24 protein-coding genes and 1 riboswitch are annotated in these 23,988 nt (G+C 54.7%); of the genes, 17 read left to right on the top strand and 7 right to left on the bottom strand.

Annotated features, from left to right (window positions below):
* Positions 1–68 precede the first annotated feature (68 nt).
* Both O9H85_RS26875 and O9H85_RS26880 read left to right on the top strand, forming a co-directional pair.
* Positions 69–749, top strand: coding sequence for an amino acid ABC transporter permease (locus tag O9H85_RS26875; RefSeq protein WP_269884489.1), 681 nt, complete (start codon positions 69–71; stop codon positions 747–749).
* Entirely contained in the window at positions 742–1,464 is a 723-nt protein-coding gene (locus O9H85_RS26880) for an amino acid ABC transporter ATP-binding protein (RefSeq protein WP_269884548.1), read from the top strand. Before O9H85_RS26875 ends, O9H85_RS26880 begins: the two co-directional genes overlap by 8 nt.
* A gap of 201 nt (positions 1,465–1,665) precedes the next feature.
* On the opposite strand, the gene O9H85_RS26885 is transcribed toward O9H85_RS26880, so the two are convergent.
* The 3 genes from O9H85_RS26885 to O9H85_RS26895 form a co-directional block, all read right to left on the bottom strand.
* On the bottom strand, positions 1,666–2,835 hold the full coding sequence (locus O9H85_RS26885) for a M20 family metallopeptidase (RefSeq protein ID WP_269884490.1): 1,170 nt from the start codon (positions 2,833–2,835) through the stop codon (positions 1,666–1,668).
* A gap of 120 nt (positions 2,836–2,955) precedes the next feature.
* Entirely contained in the window at positions 2,956–3,135 is a 180-nt protein-coding gene (locus O9H85_RS26890; protein ID WP_269884491.1) for a hypothetical protein, read from the bottom strand.
* 283 nt (positions 3,136–3,418) lie between these two features.
* A complete protein-coding gene (locus O9H85_RS26895) occupies positions 3,419–3,583 on the bottom strand; it encodes an aspartyl-phosphate phosphatase Spo0E family protein (RefSeq protein WP_269884492.1) in 165 nt (54 codons plus the stop codon).
* Between the two features lie 184 nt (positions 3,584–3,767).
* Between O9H85_RS26895 and O9H85_RS26900 the strand changes: the two genes are divergently transcribed.
* The 3 genes from O9H85_RS26900 to O9H85_RS26910 all read left to right on the top strand — a co-directional run bounded on the left by O9H85_RS26900 (position 3,768) and on the right by O9H85_RS26910 (position 7,657).
* Positions 3,768–3,914: a hypothetical protein gene (locus O9H85_RS26900; RefSeq protein ID WP_269884493.1), complete on the top strand. Its 147-nt coding sequence runs from the start codon at positions 3,768–3,770 to the stop codon at positions 3,912–3,914.
* A 175-nt stretch (positions 3,915–4,089) separates the two neighbouring features.
* A complete protein-coding gene (locus O9H85_RS26905) occupies positions 4,090–5,862 on the top strand; it encodes a stalk domain-containing protein (protein ID WP_269884494.1) in 1,773 nt (590 codons plus the stop codon).
* 22 nt (positions 5,863–5,884) lie between these two features.
* Complete coding sequence (locus O9H85_RS26910; protein WP_269884495.1) at positions 5,885–7,657, top strand: copper amine oxidase N-terminal domain-containing protein; 1,773 nt, start codon at positions 5,885–5,887, stop codon at positions 7,655–7,657.
* 63 nt (positions 7,658–7,720) lie between these two features.
* On the opposite strand, the gene O9H85_RS26915 is transcribed toward O9H85_RS26910, so the two are convergent.
* Complete coding sequence (locus tag O9H85_RS26915) at positions 7,721–7,894, bottom strand: hypothetical protein (protein WP_269884496.1); 174 nt, start codon at positions 7,892–7,894, stop codon at positions 7,721–7,723.
* Between the two features lie 143 nt (positions 7,895–8,037).
* Between O9H85_RS26915 and O9H85_RS26920 the strand changes: the two genes are divergently transcribed.
* Positions 8,038–8,766 (top strand): phosphonate ABC transporter ATP-binding protein, encoded by a 729-nt coding sequence (locus tag O9H85_RS26920; RefSeq protein WP_269884497.1) that lies wholly within the window; start codon positions 8,038–8,040, stop codon positions 8,764–8,766.
* Between the two features lie 51 nt (positions 8,767–8,817).
* Here O9H85_RS26920 and O9H85_RS26925 read toward each other — a convergent pair whose 3' ends face one another.
* Positions 8,818–9,801: a YpdA family putative bacillithiol disulfide reductase gene (locus O9H85_RS26925; protein ID WP_269884498.1), complete on the bottom strand. Its 984-nt coding sequence runs from the start codon at positions 9,799–9,801 to the stop codon at positions 8,818–8,820.
* Positions 9,802–9,988: 187 nt separating this feature from the next.
* On the opposite strand from O9H85_RS26925, the gene fucU reads away from it, so the two are divergent.
* The 5 genes from fucU to O9H85_RS26950 all read left to right on the top strand — a co-directional run bounded on the left by fucU (position 9,989) and on the right by O9H85_RS26950 (position 15,232).
* Positions 9,989–10,423 carry an L-fucose mutarotase gene (gene fucU / locus O9H85_RS26930; RefSeq protein ID WP_269884499.1) on the top strand — a complete coding sequence of 145 codons (435 nt, stop codon included), beginning with the start codon at positions 9,989–9,991 and terminating at the stop codon, positions 10,421–10,423.
* Between the two features lie 38 nt (positions 10,424–10,461).
* Positions 10,462–11,307: a hypothetical protein gene (locus O9H85_RS26935; RefSeq protein ID WP_269884500.1), complete on the top strand. Its 846-nt coding sequence runs from the start codon at positions 10,462–10,464 to the stop codon at positions 11,305–11,307.
* 150 nt (positions 11,308–11,457) lie between these two features.
* Positions 11,458–12,015 (top strand): protease, encoded by a 558-nt coding sequence (locus tag O9H85_RS26940; RefSeq protein ID WP_269884501.1) that lies wholly within the window; start codon positions 11,458–11,460, stop codon positions 12,013–12,015.
* A complete protein-coding gene (locus O9H85_RS26945) occupies positions 12,008–13,540 on the top strand; it encodes a flotillin family protein (RefSeq protein ID WP_409348210.1) in 1,533 nt (510 codons plus the stop codon). The genes O9H85_RS26940 and O9H85_RS26945 overlap by 8 nt, the downstream gene beginning before the upstream one ends.
* 279 nt (positions 13,541–13,819) lie before the next feature.
* Positions 13,820–15,232, top strand: coding sequence for an MATE family efflux transporter (locus O9H85_RS26950; protein ID WP_269884503.1), 1,413 nt, complete (start codon positions 13,820–13,822; stop codon positions 15,230–15,232).
* Between the two features lie 64 nt (positions 15,233–15,296).
* On the opposite strand, the gene udk is transcribed toward O9H85_RS26950, so the two are convergent.
* Entirely contained in the window at positions 15,297–15,914 is a 618-nt protein-coding gene (udk, locus tag O9H85_RS26955) for a uridine kinase (RefSeq protein ID WP_269884504.1), read from the bottom strand.
* 165 nt (positions 15,915–16,079) lie between these two features.
* On the opposite strand from udk, the gene O9H85_RS26960 reads away from it, so the two are divergent.
* The 5 genes from O9H85_RS26960 (at position 16,080) to O9H85_RS26980 (ending at position 21,444) form a co-directional block, all read left to right on the top strand.
* Entirely contained in the window at positions 16,080–16,895 is an 816-nt protein-coding gene (locus O9H85_RS26960; protein ID WP_269884549.1) for an SDR family oxidoreductase, read from the top strand.
* A 161-nt stretch (positions 16,896–17,056) separates the two neighbouring features.
* Positions 17,057–17,452: a hypothetical protein gene (locus O9H85_RS26965; protein ID WP_269884505.1), complete on the top strand. Its 396-nt coding sequence runs from the start codon at positions 17,057–17,059 to the stop codon at positions 17,450–17,452.
* A 286-nt stretch (positions 17,453–17,738) separates the two neighbouring features.
* The gene (locus O9H85_RS26970; RefSeq protein ID WP_269884506.1) at positions 17,739–18,965 is read left to right on the top strand and encodes an S-layer homology domain-containing protein; all 1,227 of its coding nucleotides are present in this window, start codon (positions 17,739–17,741) and stop codon (positions 18,963–18,965) included.
* A 116-nt stretch (positions 18,966–19,081) separates the two neighbouring features.
* Positions 19,082–19,271: riboswitch (cobalamin riboswitch) on the top strand.
* Between the two features lie 152 nt (positions 19,272–19,423).
* Positions 19,424–20,215 carry a HoxN/HupN/NixA family nickel/cobalt transporter gene (locus O9H85_RS26975; protein WP_269884507.1) on the top strand — a complete coding sequence of 264 codons (792 nt, stop codon included), beginning with the start codon at positions 19,424–19,426 and terminating at the stop codon, positions 20,213–20,215.
* A 170-nt stretch (positions 20,216–20,385) separates the two neighbouring features.
* The gene (locus O9H85_RS26980) at positions 20,386–21,444 is read left to right on the top strand and encodes an FUSC family protein (RefSeq protein ID WP_269884508.1); all 1,059 of its coding nucleotides are present in this window, start codon (positions 20,386–20,388) and stop codon (positions 21,442–21,444) included.
* A 10-nt stretch (positions 21,445–21,454) separates the two neighbouring features.
* Here O9H85_RS26980 and O9H85_RS26985 read toward each other — a convergent pair whose 3' ends face one another.
* Positions 21,455–22,567 carry an FtsW/RodA/SpoVE family cell cycle protein gene (locus tag O9H85_RS26985; protein WP_269884509.1) on the bottom strand — a complete coding sequence of 371 codons (1,113 nt, stop codon included), beginning with the start codon at positions 22,565–22,567 and terminating at the stop codon, positions 21,455–21,457.
* A 270-nt stretch (positions 22,568–22,837) separates the two neighbouring features.
* Here O9H85_RS26985 and O9H85_RS26990 point away from each other — a divergent pair, with 270 nt between their 5' ends.
* On the top strand, positions 22,838–23,983 hold the full coding sequence (locus tag O9H85_RS26990; RefSeq protein ID WP_269884510.1) for a DUF2264 domain-containing protein: 1,146 nt from the start codon (positions 22,838–22,840) through the stop codon (positions 23,981–23,983).
* The last annotated feature ends 5 nt before the right edge of the window (positions 23,984–23,988 follow it).

The following is a 23,988-nucleotide window of genomic DNA, read 5'->3' on the forward strand; positions in this document are numbered from 1 at the left end:
ATCGGATGGTTTGTCCGGCGGGTTTTTGTTCGGTTTTACGATCTATTTCAGAAGAAGGAGGGGAATCGATGGATTTTTCATTCTTGCCGAAGTACTACCCGTTTTTTGTGGACGGAGCGAAGGTTACGCTCGTGCTGTCCGTCTTTACCGTCTTTTTTGGTGTTATTCTTGGAGTCCTTCTGGCGCTGATGCGCATGTCCCGGATTTCCATATTAAAGATTCTGGCTACGGCATACATTGAGTTCATCCGGGGGACGCCTCTTCTTGTGCAGCTGTATATCATTTATTACGGGCTTCCTAAGATCGGTATCACGTTTCCCGACGTTCCCGCCTTGGGCAGTGCGTTCCCGGATTTTATGGCGGGCGTGCTTACGCTCTCCATCAACAGTGCGGCGTACGTTGCCGAGACGTTCCGCGGAGGCATTCAAGCCGTAGATAAGGGGCAGATGGAAGCTGCCCGTTCACTCGGTATGCCCCATGCGATGGCTATGCGCCATATCATTTTGCCGCAGGCTCTGCGCAATGTGCTCCCCGCGCTTGGCAACGAATTTATCGTCGTAATCAAGGAATCTTCGATCGTTTCCATTATCGGGATCGGGGAGCTGATGTATAAAGCCGATACGGTCCGGGGGAACATTTTCCAGCCTTTTGAGCCGCTGATCTTGGCTGCGCTCATCTATTTTGTCATGACGTTTACGTTGTCCAAGCTGCTCGGCGTGGCGGAAAGGAGGATGAGGACCTCTGATTAAAGTAACGGATTTGAAAAAATCGTTCGGCAAAAACGACGTGCTGACAGGGGTCGACATCGACATTGCCAAAGGCGAGGTCGTCGTCGTGATCGGCCCCAGCGGCTCCGGCAAGAGCACGTTTCTGCGCTGTCTGAACCTCCTGGAGCAGCCGACGGGCGGAGATATCTTCTTCGAGGGAGTGTCATTGACGAAGGGCAAGCAGGACATTAACAAGCTACGCATGCATATGGGGATGGTATTCCAGCAATTCAACCTGTTTCCGCATATGACGGTGATCGATAATATTACGCTGGCTCCCCGTAAGCTGAAAAAAATGAGCGCGGACGAAGCCGAACGGATCGCAACCGGTCTGCTCAAGCGGATCGGGCTCGCTGACAAAGCGAAGAGCTATCCGTCCCAGCTGTCCGGGGGGCAGAAGCAGCGGATCGCGATAGCGCGGGCGCTGGCTATGGCGCCGGCGGTGCTGCTGTTCGACGAGCCGACGTCGGCGCTTGATCCGGAGATGGTCGGAGAGGTGCTGGATGTCATGAAGGAGCTGGCAGCCGAAGGCATGACGATGGTCGTCGTGACGCATGAGATGGGATTTGCCCGCGAGGTGGGCACCCGGCTGGTGTTTATGGACGGGGGTAAAATCGTCGAGCAGGGGAACCCTGTTGACGTGTTCGCCAATCCTCAGCATCCGCGGACGAAGGAGTTTTTGGGCAAGGTGCTGTAATACACTGGTGACCGGGGATGCGTAACGCTTCCTGCGCTCATGAAAGAAGCCCCCAAGCGGCATTCATTGCTGCTTGGAGGCTTCTTTGTTTAGTTGATAAGAATTTATAAGTTTTTCACAACTTATAGCTTCGCATCAACCTTGATAAACGCGCTGGTCCTTGTAAGACAAGGACCAGCGCGTTTATCCTGGCCTTAGGCGTCACTGTTGCAAGCTCCGTTCGAATTCGGCTCGAACGGCCTGCAGCTTCTCCGGATGCGCGAAGACGTCGTACGCCGTAAAGGCAAGCGCCTTGGCCCCGAGCAGCATGCCGCGGAAGGCCCGGTCCTGCATCGCCAAATCGCGAAATTCCTTCGTATGCAGCAGATGCTTCTCGTCAACGACCTTTACGTACGGATGGATCGCCGGGCAATGCCGGGAGACGTTCCCGAGATCGACGGAGCCGTGATCTTTGCCGATCTCAATCTTATCTTCCGGTATGCCGAGCTCTCCCAAATTTCGCGAAAACAAAGCGGAGAGTGTTTCGTTCGTTACCAGCTCGTCGTAGGAAAACTCGTAGTTGGAGGTTTTCAATGAGCAGCCGGTTTGGAGCGCGGCGCCTTCGGCGCAGCGCAGCACCTTCTGAACGAGCTCATCGGTATAAGGGCGGTTGCCGGATCGGATATAAAACTGGGCGGCTGCATATTCCGGAATGATGTTGGCCGCTTTGCCGCCTTCCGTGATGATGCCGTGAATTCGGGCATGGCTCTGCACCTGCTGGCGCAGCATGCCGATCGATTGAAACAGCAGCAGCACAGCGTCGAGCGCATTGACGCCTTCGTATGGTGTGGCTGCGGCATGAGCGGCCTTGCCGAAATACTCGAATTGGATCGCATCCATGGCAAGGGATTGACCGGACTTCTCGTAAGTATGGTAAGGATGGGCCATCAGCGCAAAGTCCACATCGTCGAATAAGCCTTCGGCGGACATAGGCACCTTGGCGCCTTTCGTTTCCTCGGCCGGCGTGCCGTATACCCGAATCGTTCCGCCGATTTCGTCGACGACGGCTTTAAGGCCGACGGCGGCCGCGAGGCTCATTACGCAAATCAGATGATGGCCGCAGGCATGGCCCAGGTCGGGGAGAGCATCGTATTCGCATAAAAAAGCGACGGTCGGACCCGGCTTAGCCGCGGAATACCTTCCGATAAAGGCAGTGGGAAGGCCAAGCACGGGAGATTCTACCGCAAACCCGAATTCCTTCAACGCTTCCATCAGCTTCGCTGAAGCGATAAATTCCTCATGTCCCAGCTCCGGATGTTCTCCGATATACCGGGATAGCGCGGTAAATTGCTCCGCATGCCGTTCGATGACGGCTTCGATTTGCTGCTTCATTCCTTGTTCTCTCCTTCGTCCTAGCTCCAATGCAATCTCAATTATAATGGTTTTCGGGCAGACATACAAAAACCCCGCTGAACGGGGGATGCCGATCAGCGAGGCAGTCGTTAATACCAGTTATTGAATGTTTCGTCTGGGGTCGATAATTTGTTCATCCAACTGCTTCTTAATCTTATGCATGGCTTCGACTTCCAGCTTGTGATTATCACGGAAACGAACACCTGTTAAAGCTAAGGCTTCATTCAAGGTCAACTCAACAGAGATCTTCTTCTCTTGCGGTTGTTGTTCATAACCCATAACGCATCGCTCCTTAAAAAAATAGTTTGCCTGGTATGAATGCAAGCGGATACAAGGCCGTTAAAAAAGTGCGATATTTGCGAAAACCCTTGATTTGCCTCGCTTTTAATATAACACATCATGTTAACTATTTCAAGGGCTGACGAGGATAAATGCGCGGATTTCTGATCAATAATCAATCTGTGGCAAACGCTTCTTGAATCTCAAGCGGAGCTTTACGGCGTTGCCGCAGCGGCGGAAATAAAAAGAGGCTCCGGCCGCACCGCAGTCTCCCGATTTATTTTTATTTATCCTCAAGCCGTTTTTTTTGGATGGTAACGATCAGGCGGTCAATTCTTTGGCTTAATTCCACAACCTTGGGATCGATAAAGCTGCCCGTTTCTTCCACGAGCAAGTACAGCTTGTGCTGCATCAGCTCCAAATTTTGCTTCCAATCGACTTCTTCCATCCTCATGACCCCAATTCATATCAACATTATTATGCTTGACATCGAGCTATTATAATACGGACTTGCAATGAAATATGTAAATCGGTGTCGATGATAATATTAATTTTTTATGACAGAAGATGGGGAATACGCATAAAGCCGGCTCATCTAGGAAAACTTAAACGGCATGGGAGGTGAACGCAGCATGGATCACGAAAAAGCGCAATCGAAAAACAATCCGAATTACAAGGAACATAAGTTCACGGAGGAAGAGGCGGTCATGCATGCCGATAAAGCAGGCGATTTCCCGCCGAATCTGAACGAAATACCGAAGGAGACCAACCCGCAGTAAATTTTCGAGGTGCAGCAGCGCAGAAAAGAACCATAAGGAGATCGGCCGCCATGAACGTTCATGGGGGCTTTTTGCCGTGCTCGGATATTGCATTCCGGGGCTCGATATTTCCGGTAATTCATGGTACCATTCGGATGGCGGTACTTGATCCTAATGCGTAAGGAGCAGGCTAGATTTGAACAAGAACTTATGGATTTCTTCTTTATTACTGCTAACCTTGGCCGGCGGCAGGACGGCTTCGGCCGACATTACGGGAGCGACTGTCACGCTGGAGCTGGCTGATGGGCAGAAACAGGCTAAAGTCAACGGTCAGCCGGAGGCCTTGGAGACGCCGGGAGTTATCGTTGACGGCAGCTTCTATGTTCCTCTCGCTTGGGTGAGCGAGAAGCTTGGGCTGAAGGCGGTATGGCATGCGGACCGGCAAACAGCCGGCTTAAAGGCGCCGAAGGCTTACCTCGAATGGGACCTTGGCCTGGACCGGGCCACCATCAACGGTGCTGCCGCGCCCTTATCGGAATCGGCGATGATTGCGGACGGACGGTTTCTGGTGAAGCTGAGCCGCCTTGCACCTTATTTGAACGTGGAGTTTACCTACGAGGCGGAGCAGAGGGCGGTGAGGATCCGCTCGGTATCACCTACAGGCTCGCTTTATAAAGAATCGAACTATCCGGGGGATCAGGAGCCCAATTCGCGGCCGGTGGCGAGGTTTATGCCGGACAAGCCGTCTTACCGTGTCGGGGAACCTGTCCATTTGATCGACCTGAGCTACGATCCGAATGCGGAGGGCTTGCCGGATTACGAATGGAGCGGCAAGCAGGAAGCCTACTTTACACCGGGTACTTATGAGGTGACGCTCCGCGTAAAAGACGGCCATGGTGCGGTCAGCGATCCCTACACACGTACGATTACAGTGCGGCCTGAACCTTACCTTACTCAGGCGGAATACCCGTGGTACTTCGCGGGAACGGGCGAACTCATTCCCGATCCGGCTGGCCGCATGGGAGCGAAGTGGGAGCAGGCGTCGCAGCTGCAGGCGGCCATTCGTCAGCCGGAGGACCGAAGGCTGGTCGTCGGCGCGGACGGGAAGCGGATCACGTCGAACGGCATGGTCTACCGCGACCGTCTGCAGGGTAAGGCGAGGTTATACGGTTATGCGGTGAACGGCATGGGCGAACGGACGAGGTGGGGAATCGCGGTAACGAATCCTTCACCTGAGCGTTCGATCAAGGTGACGGTGACAAGAGAAGGCAAGCTGGCTCCGTCGCTGTTCGCACAATCATCGGCGGCTCAAGCCGGCGGGGATTATTTGAATGACCGCGGCGAGGGGCGAGCTCTGGAGGTGCCTGCAGGCGCAACCGTATGGCTCAGCTTCGATGTGCTGGAGCCCGGCCAAGGAACCGCCATCCTGGCGGATGTAACGGCAAGCGGAGAGGCCGTTTATGTATTCGGTTCGGTGAAGCCCGATGAAGCGGCGGAGGCTCTCGCCGCCGGACCGGTCGCGGCTGAAGCCGGTTCCGTCAGAGGGACGTACGTTTCGGCCGATCACGTCTGGGAGGCGGCGGCAGGCGAAGATGTTTTCCGGGAGCTGAAGAAATGGAGTATCGGGGGAACAGGAACTCTGGAGCCGCGGGTTGCGGGCAAGGACGGACTCAGCGGCGAAGCGAAGAGCGCGGCATCCGCCAAAGGCAGCGTGTATAAGCTGAGGCTTAACCATCCGCGGGCGGCCGCGGTAGCCCTCCGGGCAGTGAACGGGGTATTCTACGGAACCGTGAAGGTGAACGGCGTGCTGATGACACCGCCAACCGGAGGTTTGACGCCGAAGGACGGCTTCTGGCTTCTCACCCGGACGACGGGGAAGGAAGAACGTCTGGACATGGAATATACCCCTGCGCCCGGGTCTGCGGAGAACGTGGAATGGTTGTTCTACCCGCTGGGCGATTTGAAATAGCAGGAGAGGACAAGGCGTACATATGAATAAAAGGTTGACGAAATGGTTTATCCTGGCATCCGTCCTGGGCGTGCTCGGCCATTCAACGGGTTCGTCCGCCGCGGCGGCTGCGGAAGCGCCCAAGGAAACGGAGCTGATGCTGTATTTCAATCAGCAGGACGCTTATTTGAACGGCAGCGAGATCAAGCTTGAAGCAGCTCCGCTTCGCAAGGACGGCAAAGCTTATCTTCCTGCGGCGGAGCTCGGGAGACTGCTCGGCTTCCCAGTCCGCTGGGACGAGGTGAAGCGGGCGGTACAGGTGACGGCGCCCGCCGCTTTTTTGGAATTCAATATTCCGCAGAACAAGGTTTATGTGAACGGCGCTTCGACGCCATGGAATCAGGCAGCTCTGCTGTGGAACGATCGCCTGTATATCGATAGTGAATGGCTGAACCGGTTTGCGGGATATAAAATCCGGCTCGACGAGAAACGCGGGGTTATCGAGCTGAGGTATTTACAGGCGCCGGACGGAGGCTTATTCCGTAACGATACGCTTCCGAATATGAAGCCGATAGCCAAATTCGCCTTGGACAAGCCGGTATATAAGCTCGGAGAACCGATCCGCTATACGGATCTGAGCTACTCTCCGGATGGAGACGCCATTACGGGAAGGGAATGGACCGGCAACGCCGAAGCCATCTTCACGCCGGGATTATATAAGGTCACGCTGCAGGTGAAGGACAGCCGGGGCAATGTCAGCGAGCCGTTCTCCACCAACGTCGAAGTATCGGACGAGAAGCTGTGGGACCCGTTCGAGTATCACGTGGCTCACGATCCGGTCGGAACCTACGTAAAGGAAGAAGAAGCGGTTTTGCGTAAATACCTGCGCGGGCTGCCGCAGTTGAAGAAGCAGGAGACCCGGCCCGAGGATCGGTCCCTGATTGTCAGCGACAGCCCGGAATCGTTTAAGGAGAAAGGTTTTCTTTATCAAGAGAAGGTCAACGGCAAGGCTCGGCTGTATGCCGATCATGTGAATGATACGGTCCGTAAGATGAAGCTGGGCATCGTTGTCCGGAATCCGTCTCCCGACAAGACCGTTACCATTAAGACAACGCGTAAAGGGGAAGTATATCCTTCCATTTACGCCAATTTGATCGGTAACGAGGCGACAATCGAGTTTCTTCAAGGCGACCCAGTCAAGACGGCGGAAACGATGACGCTGCGTCCCTATGAAACGGCCTACTACCGGACGATGCCGGATTTCTACCCAGGCCAGGGCATGAATGTGATTTATGACGTGGAAACCGATGGGGATGCTTACTTCTCGTTCGCGGCCATGGAGCAAGGGGACGGTTTGGACAGCCTGCCGATGTATCCGCAACTGCCGTACAGCGGCAACGTTCGCGGCACGTTCAGCGTCTCCGATATCGTCTGGAACATCGACGCTTCGGGAGTCAAGAAGCCGTCGAGCTTTGCCATCGGGGACGGAACGAGCGACTCGTTCGTCACCGGCAAAGACTTCTTCAAGAATGAAGCATCGTTAAACCTGGGCAATTACGGCGTGGAGTACCGGATTCATCTCGACCACCCGCCGAAGATGGCCGTCCTGCTGCTTCCGAGAGGCGGAGTCTTCAAGGGCCCCTTCCTGGTGGACGGACGGATCGTGCAAACCCCTCCATCCGGCGTTATGATGGATTACCAGGGCTACACGATTCTCGCGCGGACCGAGGGGAACGAAGCCGGGGTGGACATCGCCTTTTCGCCGGCCGCTGGCTCGGCGTTCCCGGTAGATGTTATTTTATATCCGCTTCCGTAAGGATCGGGTAACGAAGAAGAGAGCAGCTGTTGGAGGCGGCTGCTCTTTTTGGTCACGGCAATGTCACGATTGAACCGCATCGCCGTTATGGCCTTGGACCAAGGTAACGATCTCTTCGTTCGTTTCGGCGGGCAACCGGGTCTTGAAATACCCGATGACGGCCTCCACCGCTTGATCGGCCTGCCCTTCCGTGATCCCGGCCTGATCCGAAACCAATTTCACCAATTGATGCTTCATCGCTAGATTCACTCCTGTCGCGGGACGAATTATTTCGGTACATAGGATGTGCGCAAATTGTGGTTTTTATGTGGCGGGACATGGTATAGTAAAGAGCAAGTACGGGGAACCCTGCACAGACGAAGCAAAGGAGAATCGAACGGATGATCATCGTACGCAACTTGAGCAAATCATTCCCGCCGGGGCGCCGGGTTCTGGACAAGCTCAGCTTTCAGGCCGACGAAGGAGAGCTGATTGCGCTTCTTGGAGCCAGCGGCAGCGGCAAAACCACGTTGTTCCGCTGTCTGATGCTGAAGGAGAAGTGGGACGACGGTCAATACATATACGGGGGAACCGACATTACGCAGATCAACGCTTGGGATAAAATCAAGCTGCGCAAGGAATGGGCGTACCTCGAGGAGAAGCCCAGCCTGAATCTGAAGAAATCGGCGCTCAAGAATGTGCTGAGCGCGCTGCTGTTCAAAAAATCGTGGATCCGCTTTCTTACGGGGACGGTGTCCGAAGACGATCATATGGAAGCAATGGATTATTTGGATAAGGTCGGGCTGCTAGACAAGGCGCAGGAGCCTGTCGAGAAGCTGAGCGGGGGAGAAAAGCAGCGGGTCGCCATCTGCAAGGCGCTGATCAAGGGAGCCAAGGTGATCTTTGCGGACGAGCCGGTATCAGGGCTGGACCCGGAAGCGGCGATGCGCGTGCTGGAGGATTTGCAGCATATATGCCGCAAGGAGAAGCTGCTCGTCTTCTGCAGCCTGCATCAGGTGGAGTTGGCTGAGAAATTCGGATCAAGGATTTGGGGGTTGTCGGACGGGAAGCTGACGGTCGATATCGCGGGCCGCAGATTAACCCAGCGAGAAAAGGATCTTATCTTTTAATCATGAATCGGAGGGCGCCGCGGCTTAGGGTCGGGGCGCCCTTCGCTTCGTTTACAGCAGCCCTGCCATATGACGGGCAATGGCAACCCCGTGCAAGCGCCCTGTTTCAATAAACACCTCGTTGGCATTCTCGCCCGAAGCCGCGACCCCTGCAATATAAAGTCCCGGCACGCTGGTTTCCATCGTCTCCGGATCGTAGAAAGGCAATTCCTCAGGCACGGTCAGCTCAGCGCCGGCCTGCTTGAGCAGCGTCCGGTTCGGCCGGAAGCCTGTCAGCGCGAGAACGAAGTCGTTCTCGATCGCAAGAGCTCCTTCCGGACCGCTCACCGTCACGTTCCCCTCCGCAATGGCGATGACGCGCGATCGAAAGAGCATGCTGATGCGGCCCTTGGCGACCATGCTCTCAAAAATCGGTTTTACCCATGGCTTGATGTTAGGGGAGTATTGCTCTCCGCGATAGACGACCGTCACTTCGGCGCCCGCCCGCAAAAGCTCCATGGCCGCATCGATCGCAGAGTTGCTGCCTCCGATGATGGCAACCTTCGTGCCGGCGTACGGATGCGCTTCACGGAAATAATGGCTGACCTTGGGCAGCTCCTCGCCCGGGATGCCGAGCAGATTCGGCCGGTCGAAGTAACCCGTCGCAACGACGACGCGTTTTGACTTCAGCTCATAGACCGAGCCGGAACGTTTCCGGACCGTCAGCGTGAACGGAGCTTCATCGCCGTCTCGCGCGGTTTTGATGTCCACGACCTCGTTGTAAGGCCGAATATCCAGCTCGCTGCGCGCCGCGACATTCCGGTAATACGTCAGCGCCTCCAGCCTTGTCGGTTTCTCGTGAGGCGTCGTGAACGGAATCCCTCCGATCTCCAGCAGCTCCGGGGTACTGAAAAACTGCATGTAAGTAGGATATAAATAAATGGAGTGCACTACGCATTCCTTCTCCAAAAGAACGGGCCGAAAGCCTTGCCGCTTCAGCTCGATGGCTGCCGATAAGCCGCAAGGACCGGCACCGATAATGACGACTTCCTCCATACGAACACCTCGCTATATCCTTCTGTTAATGAAATTCCATATCTTTTCATAGTAAACGATTCATAGCGGAGATGCCAGTAGGGAAACACCCATTCAACCTTTCAATTGACAATTGACAAAAGATTCCTCCTCCCCTAGGATAAGCTTGAACCGCGTGATTACGAATCCGATGCTGGAGGTACGATTCATGTTAAAAGGCATTCCTTCGCTTCTTTCACCCGAGCTCTTCAAAATCATGTTGGAAATGGGGCACGGCGACGAGCTCGTGCTGGCGGACGGCAACTTCCCGGCGGCAAGCCATGCGCAGCGGCTCGTTCGATGCGACGGGCACGGCATTCCGGAGCTGCTGGATGCGATTCTGACATTTTATCCGCTGGATCGATACGCCGAGCGTTCGGTCGCTTTAATGGCCGTCGTGCCGGGGGATCCGGTAAAGCCTGTCATATGGGAGACGTTCCGAACCACGATCCGGAAGCACGACCCCGATGCACAGGAGCTGGAGCTGCTGGAACGATTCGCGTTCTATGAACGTGCGCGCAAAGCTTATGCGATCGTTGCGACAGGGGAAAGCGCCCAGTATGCCAACGTGATTTTGAAAAAAGGCGTCATCGTTCCGGGCTGACTTTCATAGACTATAACTAGATTGCAAGAGTTTGAGATTTGGCTGAGTTCATTCGTCTATGGAAGCGGGGTTTTCCGATGCTGGCTTTCGTCCGCCGAACGCTGCAGGCCGCCGACCTGCGGTACATTCAGCTCTTGCTGATCGGATTTCTGATCGGCAACGGCATTGCCGCCGTGTTGTTCTTTTTATGGCCTTCGCCGCAGGAAATCCGTTCGAAGAACTACTCCTACGCGACGTACCGCGCGTCCAACGGCGTGAAGCTGCACGCGATGCGGACATCGCCGGACAATATCGTTTTGCGGCCGATTGCCTCGAATGTGACGAAGACAGAGGAGTTCGGGATCAACGGAGGCTTCTTCTGGAACGGGGATTTGCTCAGCGTAGCCGTGAACAACGATAGGCCCATCAAAGGAGAGCCGAACGATTACGGTTCCGGCTGGTATAATGTCGATTATCCGAAGGGGACGCTCGTCTGGGACGAGGCGACACGCCGGTTCAGCGTGCAGGTGGTCCAGGAGGCCGGCGAGCTGAAGGTAACGGACAAAGGGAGATATTGGGCGCAGGGCGGAGTCAGCATGTCGCTTCAGCAGGACGGCCGATGGGCGGAGCAGGCGCAAAAGGAGGACATGCCGGCGTTTGACGAAGCGCGTCTTCGCTCTGGGGTTGCCTATGACCGCGGACAGAACGTCTGGATGCTCTTATCGGACAAGCCCTGCACCGTAGAGGAATTCCGTTCAGCCGTGAAGGAAGTGATCGCGCCGGGTCAGTTGGTGGACGGGGTATTCCTTGACGGGGACGGGTCGTCGCAGATGAGGTGCTATCAGGCCCAGCTGAAAGGCGACTCGCGCGAGGTCTATCAAATGATGGCTCTGAAGGCTAAATAACGTTGGGCCCGAAATGGGGGAGCCTGCTGCTGCAAGGCTCTCTTTTTTTTTGTTTTTATTCTTACAGTAATGGTAAATAGTTGAAACATTCAAGCGCTGTCGTACGTATATAACATGAGTACGTCATATTGGCAACTAGGGGGGCTGCGCTTGATTGCACTATATTGGAGCCTGTTGGCGGTAGGGGTGCTGTTTGCCGTATTAAGCGTATTGATCGGAGATATCATCGGCAGCGCCTTGGACGGAGCCTTCGAGTTCATCTCGATGGATGCGCTGCATTGGTTTCAGCCGACGGTGCTGTTCAGCGGACTGACTGTCCTTGGCGGTGCGGGCGTGCTGCTCACCCGCTATTCACCGCTGCCGGCCGCTGCCGTATTGGCCTTATCTTTACTTCTGGCTGCAGGCCTCGGGATCGCGATGTATTTACTGTATGTGAAGCCGATGAGAAGCAGCGAAAACTCAGTTGCATATTCGATGAAGGAGCTCGCAGGCTCGATCGGCGAGGTTTCAATTCCGATTCCGGCCAAGGGATACGGCGAGGTGCTGCTGCGCATCGGAGGCGGCGTTACGAATCAAATTGCAGCCAGCTTCGACCAAAGGAGCATCGCGGCCGGACTGCGTGTAGTGGTCGTGGAAGTGAAGGACGATACGCTATACGTGTCCCCGATGGATGACCAAGATCTGATGAGGAGAGATGAGAATGAATGACGCTTTGGTAGTGCCTGTTATCGTAATTGGCGTGATCTTCGTGCTGGGCCTGGCTTTTTGGGCCCGTTATAAGACGGTCAGTCCCGATGAGGCTATGATTGTGACCGGCTCGTTCCTCGGCAGCCGGAATGTGCTGACGGATGATTCCGGACGCAAGATCAAGATTGTCCGGGGCGGCGGCGCGTTTATTTTGCCGGTGTTTCAGCGTGCTGAATTTCTGTCGCTCTTGTCGCATAAGCTGGATGTTTCCACGCCGGAGGTATATACGGAGCAGGGCGTCCCGGTGCTGGCGGACGGCGTGGCGATCATCAAGATCGGCGGCTCGGTGGAGGATGTCGCTACGGCGGCCGAGCAGTTTATGGGGAAACCGACGGAGGCGCTCAAGAGCGAGGCCCAAGAAGTGCTGGAAGGCCACCTTCGCGCGATCCTAGGTTCGATGACGGTAGAGGAGGTTTACCGGAACCGAGACAGGTTCGCCCAGGAAGTGCAGGGGGTAGCCGCCAAGGATTTGAAGAAGATGGGGCTGCAAATCGTATCTTTCACGATTAAGGACGTGCGCGACAAGCAGGGTTATCTGGAGGCGCTCGGCAAACCGCGGATCGCTGCCGTGAAGCGGGATGCGGAGATCGCCGAAGCGCAGGCGATGCGGGATTCCCGGATCCAGAAGGCGCTGGCCGAGGAAGAAGGGCAGAAGGCCGAGCTGATGCGCGACACGAACATTGCCGAGGCATCGAAGGAGAAAGAGCTGAAGATCGCTTCCTTCAAGAAGGAGCAGGATATGGCGAAGGCGGAAGCGGACCAAGCGTATTTCGTCCAGGAAGCTCGTTCGAAGCAAAGCGTCGTCGAGGAGCAGATGCGCGTCGAGCTCGTAAGGAAGGAACGCGAGATCGATCTTGAAGCGAAGGAAATCCTGCGCCGCGAGAAGCAGTACGATGCGGAAGTGAAGAAGAAGGCCGACGCGGACCGGTACGCGGTCGTTCAGGCGGCGGAGGCCGACAAGCTGAAGCGGATCAACGAGGCTGACGCGATGCAGTACCGGATCGAGGCGGAAGCGAAGGCGCAGGCCGAGCAGAAGCGGCTCGAGGGTCTTGCGGTGGCGGATGCGGAGCGCGCCAAAGGTACGGCGGAGGCCGAGGTCATCCGGCTCCGGGGATTGGCGGAGGCGGAAGCGAAGCAGAAGCTCGCCGAGGCGTTCGAGAAGTTCGGCGAAGCGGCCGTGCTCGATATTATCGTGAAGATGCTTCCGGAGCTCGCCGGCAAGGTGGCGGAGCCGATCAAGGGGATCGATAAGCTGACGGTCGTCGATACCGGGCACGGCGAGGGCGCCGCCCGCGTCAGCAACTATGTTACCTCGCTCATGGCAACTGCGCCCGAAATGCTCAAGAGCGTCAGCGGGATCGACCTGGGCCGGCTCGTGAAGGGCTTGACGCAGGGGACGGGACGCAGTGCCGGCGCTTCGGAGGAAACTGCCAAGAGCGTTGCGGCGTCGCTGGAAACACCATCGGTTCAGCGGGCTGAACCGTAATGTATCACGATAAACTTTAGCTTTACGGCTCTTGGGGTGTCAATTATAATGGAACACGTGAACAATATGAGGCGAAGGGCAGCCGGCAAGGCTGCTTTTCTCGGTTGATAAAAATATATAAGTTTTTCGCAACTTATAGCTTCGCATCAACCTTGATAAACGCGCTGGTCCTTGTAAGCAAGTACGGCGTAGCCGTTTATCCTGGGTTGATAAACGCGCTGGTCCTTTAAAGATAAGGACAGCGCAGCCGTTTATCCTGGTCGCCAAGGGGGATTCGCGTTGTCTGCAGCCATGTCCAAGAGCACTCATCTGACGGAAGGACCCATAGGCAAAAGTTTATTTTTGTTTTCGCTTCCGCTCCTGTTCGGCAATGTGCTTCAATCGCTGAACGGTACCGTCAACTCGATTTGGGTCGGCAGTTATTTGGGGGAGAGCGCCTTCGCGGCCACCTCCAATGCCAACAATATTATGTTTTTTCTGCTGAGTCTCGTTTTCGGTATCGGCATGGCTTCGACCATACTGATCGGTCAAAGTGTCGGGGCACAGGATATTCATCGAGCCAAGCGGGTCGTCGGCACTAGTGCGCTCTTCTTTCTGGCCTTGTCGGTCATGATCGCCTTGCTGGGCTGGCTGTTCTCCAACGCAATATTGACGGCCATGCACACGCCAACAGACGCGATGCCTTATGCGATAGCATATCTTCGGATTATCTTCATAGGGATTCCGTTCATGTACGGCTATAATTTCATTATGATGATTCTTCGGGGGGCCGGCGATTCGAAGACGCCATTTTATTTCCTGCTTCTGTCCACGGTGCTTGATATCGTGCTCAATCCGGTTTTTATATTCGGACTTGGCCCGGCGCCGAGAATGGGGACGGCCGGTGCAGCGTTAGCTACGTTCATCGCCCAGTTCGTCAGCCTCGCCTGTCTCGTGGCTCACTTGTACCGGAAGCGGTATTTTCTTCGGTTAACCCGTGAGGATCGAGGTTTGCTAAGATTCGATCGTCAGATCATTTCGTCGCTGGTCCGCAAAGGAATTCCCATGGGACTTCAGATGATGATCGTCTCGACCAGCGGCCTTGCCATCGTCAATTTAGTAAACAGCTTTGGTTCGGTTGCGACAGCCGCCTACGGTGCCGCGATGCAGCTGTCCGGATACATCCAAATGCCTGCCATGGCCATTGGGGGAGCCGTATCCAGCATTGCCGCACAGAACGTGGGAGCAGGCAAGTGGGATCGCGTACATAAGACGACGCTGCTCGGCATCGTGTTCAATATCGTCATGACCGGGGTGCTGGTCGGCCTGATTTACCTCTTCAACCGCCAGACGTTGTCCTTGTTTCTCAAGGATGAATCGGCGTTAGCGATCGGTATGACCGTCAATCACATCACCTTATGGTCGTTTATTCTGTTCGGTATCACGTTCGTCTTAACGGGAGTGATCCGGTCCACCGGATCGGTCATTGTGCCCCTTGGAATTACATTCGTGATCCTCTGGTGCGTTAGGACACCGCTGGCTTACTATCTGGGGCAATATTACGGACTCCATGCGCTATGGTGGAGCTTCCCCATAAGCTTCATGGTCAATCTGCTTATCATCAGCTCCTATTATTTATGGGGGAACTGGCGCGAAGCGAAGATGCTGCAGCCGCCAAAAACTTCGGAAAGCACGGAATCCGCTTCCGGTTAAGTTGTTATCGTTCAAGAAGACCGTCCCGAGGGACGGTCTTCTTCAGCTTCTAAGGCATGTCCGATTATTCCGGCGACATTAAGTATTTTTCCGTTAAGATGGAAAGCAGCTCGATGCCGACTTCATTGTGGCCGCCTTCGGGGATGATGATATCGGCATATTTCTTGGAAGGCTCGATGAACGCTTCATGCATAGGCTTGACGGTGGTCAAATATTGATCATAGACCGATTGGATCGTCCTTCCGCGATCGTTCATGTCTCTCAAAACCCGCCGCAGAATGCGAACGTCGGGGTCGGTGTCAACGAACACCTTAATATCGAGAATCGAGCGGAGCGGCTCGTCCGAGAGCACATGCAGCCCTTCAATGATTACGATTTTGTTCGGCTTCAGCTCGAGCGTCTCGTCCTTGGACCGGGCATGGTTGGAAAAGTCGTAGACCGGCGCCTGCACCGTTTGCAGCTGCTTGAGAGCTTTCAAGTGTTCGAGCAGCAGCTCGTTGTCGAAGGCCAGCGGATGATCATAGTTGATATTCTCCCGTTCGGAGAAAGAGAGATGGGCATGATCCTTATAATAGTTATCCTGGGATACGAAGGTAACGCCTTCCCCCAGGCGATCGATTACGGAACGGGCTACGGTCGTTTTACCCGAGCCTGTGCCGCCTGCAATACCGATAATTAACATAAATGGTTCAAAGCCTCCCGCTTTGTGTTCAGTTGATCGTCGGAGGGTTTAATTCCGGTTCAATCTTAGTATTTTAGCATAAACGGGGACGGAACACGAGCACAATAAGCCGGTAAGTGCATATTGGCGCGCAGCCGGAGCGGCTGCGGGAAGGAGAGTGAAATGATGACCTTGCTTACGAAGCCTTCGCCCCGTGAGGTGCTGCCGGGATTAAAGGATAAAGCCGCGCTAGTAACAGGGGCGGGATCGGGTATCGGAAAAGCGGCCGCGATCGCACTCGCATCGCAGGGGGTGAAGGTCTGCCTGCTTGATTTAAAAAATGACCGCACGGAGCAAGTAAAGGAAGAAATTATTGCGCAGCAGGGCGAGGCCGTCACACTGGATGCGGATGTGTCCGATCCGGTTCGGATGATGCAAGCGGTGGAAAATGCGGCAAAGAGCTGGGGTCGGCTCGATATCGTCTTCGCGAATGCAGGCATTAACGGCGTTCTGGCGCCGATCGAGGATATGAAGCCGGAGGACTGGGACCATACGCTGTTCGTTAATCTGAAGGGCACCTTCCTCACCGTAAAATATGCCGTACCCCACATGAAGCAGAACGGCGGAAGCATCATCGTGACAAGTTCGATTAACGGGAGCCGGGTGTTTTCGAACTTCGGCATGTCCGCTTATAGTACGTCGAAGGCTGGGCAGGTTGCTTTTGCGAAGATGGCCGCATTGGAGCTTGCCCGATACAAGATCCGGGTGAACACGATTTGTCCGGGATCCATACAAACGAAGATCAGCGAAAACACGCATCCATCCCCGGAGCTGCAAAAGATCAAGATTCCGGTCAAATACCCGGAAGGAAGCCAGCCGCTGGAGCATACGCCGGGTCAACCCGAGCAGGTGGGGGATCTCGTCGCCTTCCTGGCGTCGGACGCTTCGTCGCATATGACCGGAACGGAATTGTTCATCGACGGGGCGGAATCGCTCCTCTGAGCGGCGCCGACCTCCATGGCATACCCGCATGGACGCGGGTGGATGTAGCACGTTAGCCGAACTTTATGGTATGCTCTCTTAAAGGCTTTTCCTCAGGAAAACGTGTTCCGCGAATTCCGAAGCTGCCTTGGCGCTACTTGCTCATGGAGGAGGAAGGAACGATGAACGACTCATTCATTCGGATAAAGGGTCTGGAAGGAGAACTGAAGCTTTCGCATAAGAAAAGGGACTTCGGACTGACTGTATCGACGAAGGAGCTGGTGTTCCAGAAGCCACACGTCAATTATCATATGATGCTGGAGGACATTCTCAGCATTACTCCGTTCGAGCTGCCGCTTGGCGCGAGATCCATCCGCTTCGATAGCAGCCGTTCGTCCGGAACAGAAACCGTTGGGCTGGATCCCGGTATGCCGCACTACCGGCTTTTTATACGCGGGGCTACGATTCATAACCGGAGCGGCATCTTCTCGCTCGGAGCGGCACAGTTCATTCTGCCGATTCATGAGGATCTGCTGATGGCGATATCGAAATACGGAGGACTGAATCCGATTCCCTAATTTCATCGGCCTTGCTGCGGACAACCATTCCGCCGCAAGGCTTTTTTGCGACTTTCAGCACGGTGAGGGCAGACTTTTTACCCGGATTTACCAGCTGTGCGCCATCCTTCGAATTAGGTTTGTAGGACAATGTTCAAGCCTTGCAAAACCCATTATGCTAATGAAGGCCCAATCTGTCGAGGGCCGTATTTATACATACATAACGACGACTATTATTGGGACAAGCGAGGTTGGCAAGGCTATGATCACTCATTTTATGCAATGGAATTCAAGCAAGAGGCTGGGCATGATAACCCGGCTGGCTTTAATTTGTGTCTTGGCGTTCGCTATTTCGAACACTGTGAAAGCGGCAGGTCCAGCCCCATTAACCGATATTCAAGGTCATTGGGCGGAGCAGACCATTCAGCGACTCGTAGCCCTCGGCATCTTGGACGGATTCCCGGACGGCACCTTCCGCCCGAACGAGCCGGTGACGGCGGATCAATTCGTTAAAATGCTGCTCCTTTCTTACACGACGCTTTATCCGAACGGAGAACGGGTATGGACCGACAGCTTTCTGAAATCACTCAGCACGGCAAACCGGGGCATTCTTCAGCAGGATTACCGGGATTTCAACTTCAAACCGAGCTTGAACGGCTATTGGGCGAAGCCGTTTATTGACGTGGCGAGCGACCTTCATCTGATCAATAAAAGCCAGTTTCCCGACTTTAAAGCGAAGCTGAAGCGCGAACAGGTGGCGGAAATCGTTTACTACACCATGAAGGAAACCGAATATTTGGAGGATGAGCCGCTCAGCCTTGCCAACGCGAGAATGCTCGGGGATTTCCCGAGCGCCAAGGAACGGGAGCAGCGATTCATTGCGGAGGCCTTCGGCAAGGGTGTGATGGAAGGCTACCCGAACAGATATTTCGGCATCGGACAAGAAGTGACCCGGGCTGAAGCGCTCGCTATTCTGGAGCGTATCACGGACAAAAGCAAACGGAAGTCCACGCTGCGGCTGCCGAACGATCCGGGTCTGGAGAAGATCGTGCCGACGAAGGACGGCGGTTATAAGAAGGTTGTCTTCTCCGGAACGAAAATGGCCGCCGCTTATCAAGTGCTCGGAGAAGCGGCGAAAAAGCGCGGGACAAATTACGATCTGGTGGAAACAACTTTGAAGCTGTACAAGGATGCGGAAACGAAAGCGAAGGATATTACGCTCAACGTGACGAATCCGGGCAGCTGGGAGGAAGCCTCTCTATGGATCGAACCGGAATACCGCACGTATGGCGTTACGGTCAAACTGCAGGATGGCGTGCTAGCACGCAACCAGGAAGCTATCGACAGTTATGTGAATTATTTATTCTCCTATGATGCGGCTACGTTCAGGGAGCTGTTTAACCGGTATTATTCCAAAGCCGCCGCCGGGGCGTCCCTGGAGAATGAGACGGTCAAGATCGGCAACTACGCAGTCGAAGCACACGCGGATGTGCAAGGCAAGACCGTTGTATTTTCCATTCTGGACAACGGTTAAAACGTGCACTGCCGGAAGGGTTGCTCCGCCTGCACGTTCGGAATCTATTGACTTATCTCAGCAAAGCATAGTATGCTTCATTGTATCCAAGCACAACAGTATGCCTTGATGAAAACTTCATAGTGAAACAGCCAGGTGCCCTTGTTGAGACAAGGGGTAACAGGGAATCGGGTGCAAATCCCGAGCGGTCCCGCCGCTGTAACCGGGGAGCCTCCTTCGATGATGCCACTCAGCCGCCCGCTGGGGAAGGCCGAAGAGAGATGTTGATCCGGAAGCCAGAAGACCTACCTCGCTGTACGCCAAACAAATCCTTCGGAGTAAAGGAGTGGTGATGAACAAGAACCGGCTAACGCAAGCGCTGCTTATTTATGCCGCTTGTTTACTCATGCAGTCCCGAATCCTATGAAGGAGATCGGGGCTTTTTGTTGTGTATATCCATATGAAAGAAGGGCTGCACTATGTCCGCTTTTTCCCTCATCTTCCTTGTATTTGTATTAGGCTTGCGCCACGGTCTGGATGCGGATCATCTGGCTTTTATCGATGGGCAAATCCGTTACAATTGGCGGATGGGCAGTCCGATCGCCCGCTGGGTAGGTACATTATTCTCCTTTGGCCACGGAGCGGTTGTTGCCGGCATGGCGATTGTGCTCGGGATGTTCATTCAGGATTTCGAATTTCCCGAAGGGTTCGATACGTTCGCAACCTGGGCTTCGATTGTATCGCTGCTGCTCATCGGATCGATCAATCTTTTTAACCTGATCCGCTCGAAGCAGTTGAACGAGGATTTCCAGATTCAAGGATACCGCGGCAAATTTGTCGCACGCATCGTGAAAGGAACGACGAATCCGTTCATGATTATTTTGGTCGGTGCCGTCTTTGCGCTTGCGGCCGAGACGATCAGCCAGACGTCGGTATGGGCGCTGGCTGCCGGCAATAAAGTCGAATACATGCCCGTCGTGCTGGGACTTGTCTTCATGCTGGGGATGATGCTAACGGATACCGTCGATTCGTTGATCGCTTTCCGGATGCTGCGGCATACCGGCCGGCTCGGCCGTTCGGCTTCCAGGCTGATCGGATGGATCATTGTCCTTCTGGCTTACGGCGTCTCCGGCTATGAGGCGTTCGTTTACTTCAATCCTTGGGCCGAGCTGGACTTTGAGCTGGTTGGAATTGTGATCTTTATCTTTCTGCTTCTGAGCTTCGGATGGGTAACCCTTCGGGCGAAGCGGCAAGCTCAGGGGGAGATGTAATTCACCCGTTAACAGGATCGCCGGCATGCTCCTTAAAGATAAGGAGGTGCCGGTTTTTCTTTTGTGCGTTTCAATAAACCTCTGTCTATGAATGCAATTTTGATTATGTGCAAGGAAAGCGGGGTATAAAAAGGAGGAGAAAATCGTTCTACCGAAAGGAATCGGATCCGATGAGCAATGGATTGAAGCCGAACGGCAGGCTTGTCCGATGGCGTAGAATTCACCGCTTCAATATGATATGGAAGGCCGCCTTAGCCGCAGGACTTTCGTGGGATGCTGCCGGTCTCATCGGCTCGAAGCATCCGTTCTTCGCTCCTCTGGCGGCCATATTATGCTTGCAGATTACGGTTGAGGATTCGCTCACTCAAGCTCTGCAGCGAATTACCGGCATCGTCGGCGGAGTATTTATAGCGGACCTGTTCGTTCGCAGCATGGGTGTCCATGATTGGAGCATTGCGCTGGTCGTGCTGCTGGGCATGGGGCTCGCGACTTGGTTCAACATGGGGGATAAGGCCGTCTCGCAGGTTGGCGTTACGGCGGTGCTTATCTTGACCGTCGGGCCGGTAGGGGGAGACGTGACCTACGGGATAGACCGGATTGTGGAAACCGTCGTGGGAGCGCTCATCGCCGTCTTGCTGAACATGTTTATCGTCCCCCCCGACTTTACGCGGGACGCCGAGGAAAACGTCCGCAAAGCCGTCTCGGAGCTGGCAGGCCGTTTTCAAGATGCCGCCGGCTGGCTAAGAACCGGCGCGGAACGCGACGATTTGGATGCGATGAAGCGGAAGACCCGCAGACTGTTGGAAGATATCCGAGCTTATCAGGGGCACGTGAATGAGGCCAAGAAAGCGAATAAATACAGCCCGCTGCTACGGAAGCGCAGGACGAAGCTGCAAAGGCTCGGACAGCAAATGACGCAGCTCGAGTCCGCTTATGTGCATGCCTTAGAAATGATGGAGCTTTTAGAAGAGTGGGGGAACCGTGTGACGTTAACTGAGGACGATAAAGCGGTTTGGGGAGAACGGTTCATGGCGTTGGCGGACGTACTTAAAGAATGGAACCGGCGGTCGGCCGCCGGTTCCGATTCGATCAACTGGATATTTGCGCCGATTTCGGAACGGCGTGAGGATCAAGCTTCATCCTTTCGCGCCGCGCTGACATTGGCCGCGCATCAATTTTGGGAGGATTTGGTTCAAGGCGAGCCAGGCGGCTCGCAAGGCAAACGGTAGCGAAGGCACACTAGTTTCGATGGATTTTCACGCTTAGGACAAGCCCCATGCCGAGCAAATTCGTCATCAGCGAGCTGCCTCCGTAGCTGATGAAAGGCAGCGCTATCCCTGTGAGAGGCATGAGGCCCGTGTGCATGGCGATATTCTCGAAAATTTGCAGCGTAAACATCGAGATGACGCCGATAATGATGAACCTGCCTTCCAGATCCTCGGTTTCGATGGCAATCTTAATCATCCGGTAGATCAGGATAAAATAGAGCAGCAGCAAAACGGATGCGCCGATGAAACCGAACTCTTCCCCGATTACGACAAAGATCGAATCCGCGTAATCATAAGGAATAAATCCGCCCCGCACCATCTTGCCGTGCAGAAAGCCTTCGCCCGACAGTTCACCAGTCGCTATAGCCCGGATGGAATTGATGACATGCCAGCTATGGTCCGGATCCGACGTCGGATCCAGGAAGGTTTGAATCCGGTGCAGCTGATGGGGCTTGATAATCTTGGAGAATAGCGGCAGGTCATAGAAGTAAAGCAATGTAATGACGGTTACGGCCGATACCGCAGTTATCGTTCCTGCGATGAGATGCTTCCACTGAATATTGCCGATCCACAGCATCCCAGCGAATATACTTAACAATACGATCGAGGTTCCCATATCCGGCTGCTGCAGTACCATCAGGAACGGCACGCCGACAAGCGCCGTCATCGGAACCAAATCGTGAAAGAAACGAAGCGATTGCCCGCTCCGCGACTTCAGCCAGCGTGCCAGAACGAGAATGAGAAACAGCTTCATGACCTCGGAAGGCTGGAATACCATGACCTTCAGATTGATCCAGCGCTGGGACCCGTTAATGTTCATGCCTTTGAAATAAACGAATAAGAGCAGGGCAAGTCCGAAACCGTATAAAGGATAGGCCAACTGTTGAACCAGCACGCGGTAATCGATCAGGCATAACCCCAGCATCGGGACCAAGAGCACCCCGTAAGTAATCAGGTTATTCATATGAATGCCTTGAAAGCTCGTGCCCAGCGTTGCGCTGTATATGACGGCCGTACTGATGCCCCAGAACAAGATCAGTATGAACAAAATCGGAAGATCAAGCTTTTGAAGTTTGCGAATCATACATATTCACTCCGCTTTACGTAATAATGGCAATGTAAAATAAAAAAACTTTCCACTACTGGGCGTAGGGAAAGTCCGTTTACTTGTTCCCATGTATGCAGTTCTCGGGCGATGAGCGTTCTATCGCATTACTCTATGAAAATGATACTCCGAACCCGTTTTTGTTGTCAAATCCAACTTGTTCATTAACGCAATCGGGACTAGGCAACGGAGAAAAACTCTTTTATAATGGAAAAATGAAACGTTTAAATTAACAGGAGGAACCTAAAAATGACAAATCAGGGAATGATTGACCGACAGAGCTGGGTCTCTTGGTTGGACCGGATTGCCAAACCCGTATTGGAATCGCTTCATGAGCGAAAGTTAAAAGCGGTGATGCCTGTTCAGGCCTCCGCAGGCGATCGGAATCATTATACTTACCTGGAGGCGCTCGGACGGCTGCTTACCGGGATGGCTCCCTGGCTGGAGCTGCAGGGCCTCGAGGGAGAGGAGGAAGCGCTTCGTGCGCATTACGCCCGCTGGGCAAGAGAGGCGATCGATGCCGCTACGAACCCCGATTCGCCTGATGCAATGAATTTCTCTTACGGCGGACAGCCGATCGTCGATGCGGCCTTCCTCTCGCACGCGCTCGTAAGAGCGCCGAAGGAGCTGATCGGGAAGCTGGAAGCGCCCGTACGACATCATCTGGCCAATGCACTGCGTGCGACACGTACCCGTAAGCCGGGGTTCAGCAATTGGCTGCTCTTTGCAGCTATGACGGAGACGGCGCTGTATTTGCTAGGCGAAGACTGGGACCGGATGCGCGTCGACTATGCGCTGAGGCAGCATGAACAGTGGTATCTCGGGGATGGGATGTACGGTGACGGACCCGAGTATCATGCGGATTATTACAACAGCTTCGTCATCCAACCGATGCTTGTGGATATTGTGAGGACGCTGGGACATGAGGAGCCGGAGTGGGAGGCGCTAACCGGCAAGGTGATGGCCCGGGCGGCGCGGTATGCGGCCCAGCAGGAACGCATGATCTCGCCGGAAGGGACGTTCCCTCCGATCGGGCGGTCGCTCGCCTACCGGTTCGGTGCGTTCCAGATGCTGGCGCAGGCTTCCCTGCAGGGAATGCTGCCGGCTGAGGTGCAGCCTGCCGGGGTACGCTGCGCGCTGACGGCCGTGATCCGGCGCACGCTGGAGATGCCGGGTACGTTCGATGCCGAAGGGTGGCTGCGCATCGGCTTCTGCGGCGATCAGCCGGAAGTTGGCGAGCGGTATATCTCGACGGGTAGCCTTTACTTGTGCACGGCGGTCTTCCTGCCGCTCGGCTTGCCCGGCAGCGACGATTTTTGGCAGGGCGAAGCGGATTGGACTACCAAGAAGGCGTGGTCGGGGCAGCCGTTTCCGATCGATCATGCGCTGAAGTAGCCGTT

The organism is Paenibacillus gyeongsangnamensis, from assembly GCF_027533625.1.
GTDB lineage: Bacteria > Bacillota > Bacilli > Paenibacillales > NBRC-103111 > Paenibacillus_G > Paenibacillus_G gyeongsangnamensis.

What these genes read in the sequence shown, in the direction of transcription:
- O9H85_RS26875 (WP_269884489.1), top strand. Translation starts at nt 69, where the DNA reads ATGGATTTTTCATTCTTGCCGAAGTACTACCCGTTTTTTGTGGACGGA.
- O9H85_RS26885 (WP_269884490.1), bottom strand. Translation starts at nt 2,835, where the DNA reads ATGAAGCAGCAAATCGAAGCCGTCATCGAACGGCATGCGGAGCAATTT.
- O9H85_RS26890 (WP_269884491.1), bottom strand. Translation starts at nt 3,135, where the DNA reads ATGGGTTATGAACAACAACCGCAAGAGAAGAAGATCTCTGTTGAGTTG.
- O9H85_RS26895 (WP_269884492.1), bottom strand. Translation starts at nt 3,583, where the DNA reads ATGGAAGAAGTCGATTGGAAGCAAAATTTGGAGCTGATGCAGCACAAG.
- O9H85_RS26900 (WP_269884493.1), top strand. Translation starts at nt 3,768, where the DNA reads ATGGATCACGAAAAAGCGCAATCGAAAAACAATCCGAATTACAAGGAA.
- O9H85_RS26910 (WP_269884495.1), top strand. Translation starts at nt 5,885, where the DNA reads ATGAATAAAAGGTTGACGAAATGGTTTATCCTGGCATCCGTCCTGGGC.
- O9H85_RS26915 (WP_269884496.1), bottom strand. Translation starts at nt 7,894, where the DNA reads ATGAAGCATCAATTGGTGAAATTGGTTTCGGATCAGGCCGGGATCACG.
- O9H85_RS26920 (WP_269884497.1), top strand. Translation starts at nt 8,038, where the DNA reads ATGATCATCGTACGCAACTTGAGCAAATCATTCCCGCCGGGGCGCCGG.
- O9H85_RS26925 (WP_269884498.1), bottom strand. Translation starts at nt 9,801, where the DNA reads ATGGAGGAAGTCGTCATTATCGGTGCCGGTCCTTGCGGCTTATCGGCA.
- fucU (WP_269884499.1), top strand. Translation starts at nt 9,989, where the DNA reads ATGTTAAAAGGCATTCCTTCGCTTCTTTCACCCGAGCTCTTCAAAATC.
- O9H85_RS26945 (WP_409348210.1), top strand. Translation starts at nt 12,008, where the DNA reads ATGAATGACGCTTTGGTAGTGCCTGTTATCGTAATTGGCGTGATCTTC.
- udk (WP_269884504.1), bottom strand. Translation starts at nt 15,914, where the DNA reads ATGTTAATTATCGGTATTGCAGGCGGCACAGGCTCGGGTAAAACGACC.
- O9H85_RS26960 (WP_269884549.1), top strand. Translation starts at nt 16,080, where the DNA reads ATGACCTTGCTTACGAAGCCTTCGCCCCGTGAGGTGCTGCCGGGATTA.
- O9H85_RS26965 (WP_269884505.1), top strand. Translation starts at nt 17,057, where the DNA reads ATGAACGACTCATTCATTCGGATAAAGGGTCTGGAAGGAGAACTGAAG.
- O9H85_RS26970 (WP_269884506.1), top strand. Translation starts at nt 17,739, where the DNA reads ATGATAACCCGGCTGGCTTTAATTTGTGTCTTGGCGTTCGCTATTTCG.
- O9H85_RS26975 (WP_269884507.1), top strand. Translation starts at nt 19,424, where the DNA reads ATGTCCGCTTTTTCCCTCATCTTCCTTGTATTTGTATTAGGCTTGCGC.
- O9H85_RS26980 (WP_269884508.1), top strand. Translation starts at nt 20,386, where the DNA reads ATGAGCAATGGATTGAAGCCGAACGGCAGGCTTGTCCGATGGCGTAGA.
- O9H85_RS26985 (WP_269884509.1), bottom strand. Translation starts at nt 22,567, where the DNA reads ATGATTCGCAAACTTCAAAAGCTTGATCTTCCGATTTTGTTCATACTG.
- O9H85_RS26990 (WP_269884510.1), top strand. Translation starts at nt 22,838, where the DNA reads ATGACAAATCAGGGAATGATTGACCGACAGAGCTGGGTCTCTTGGTTG.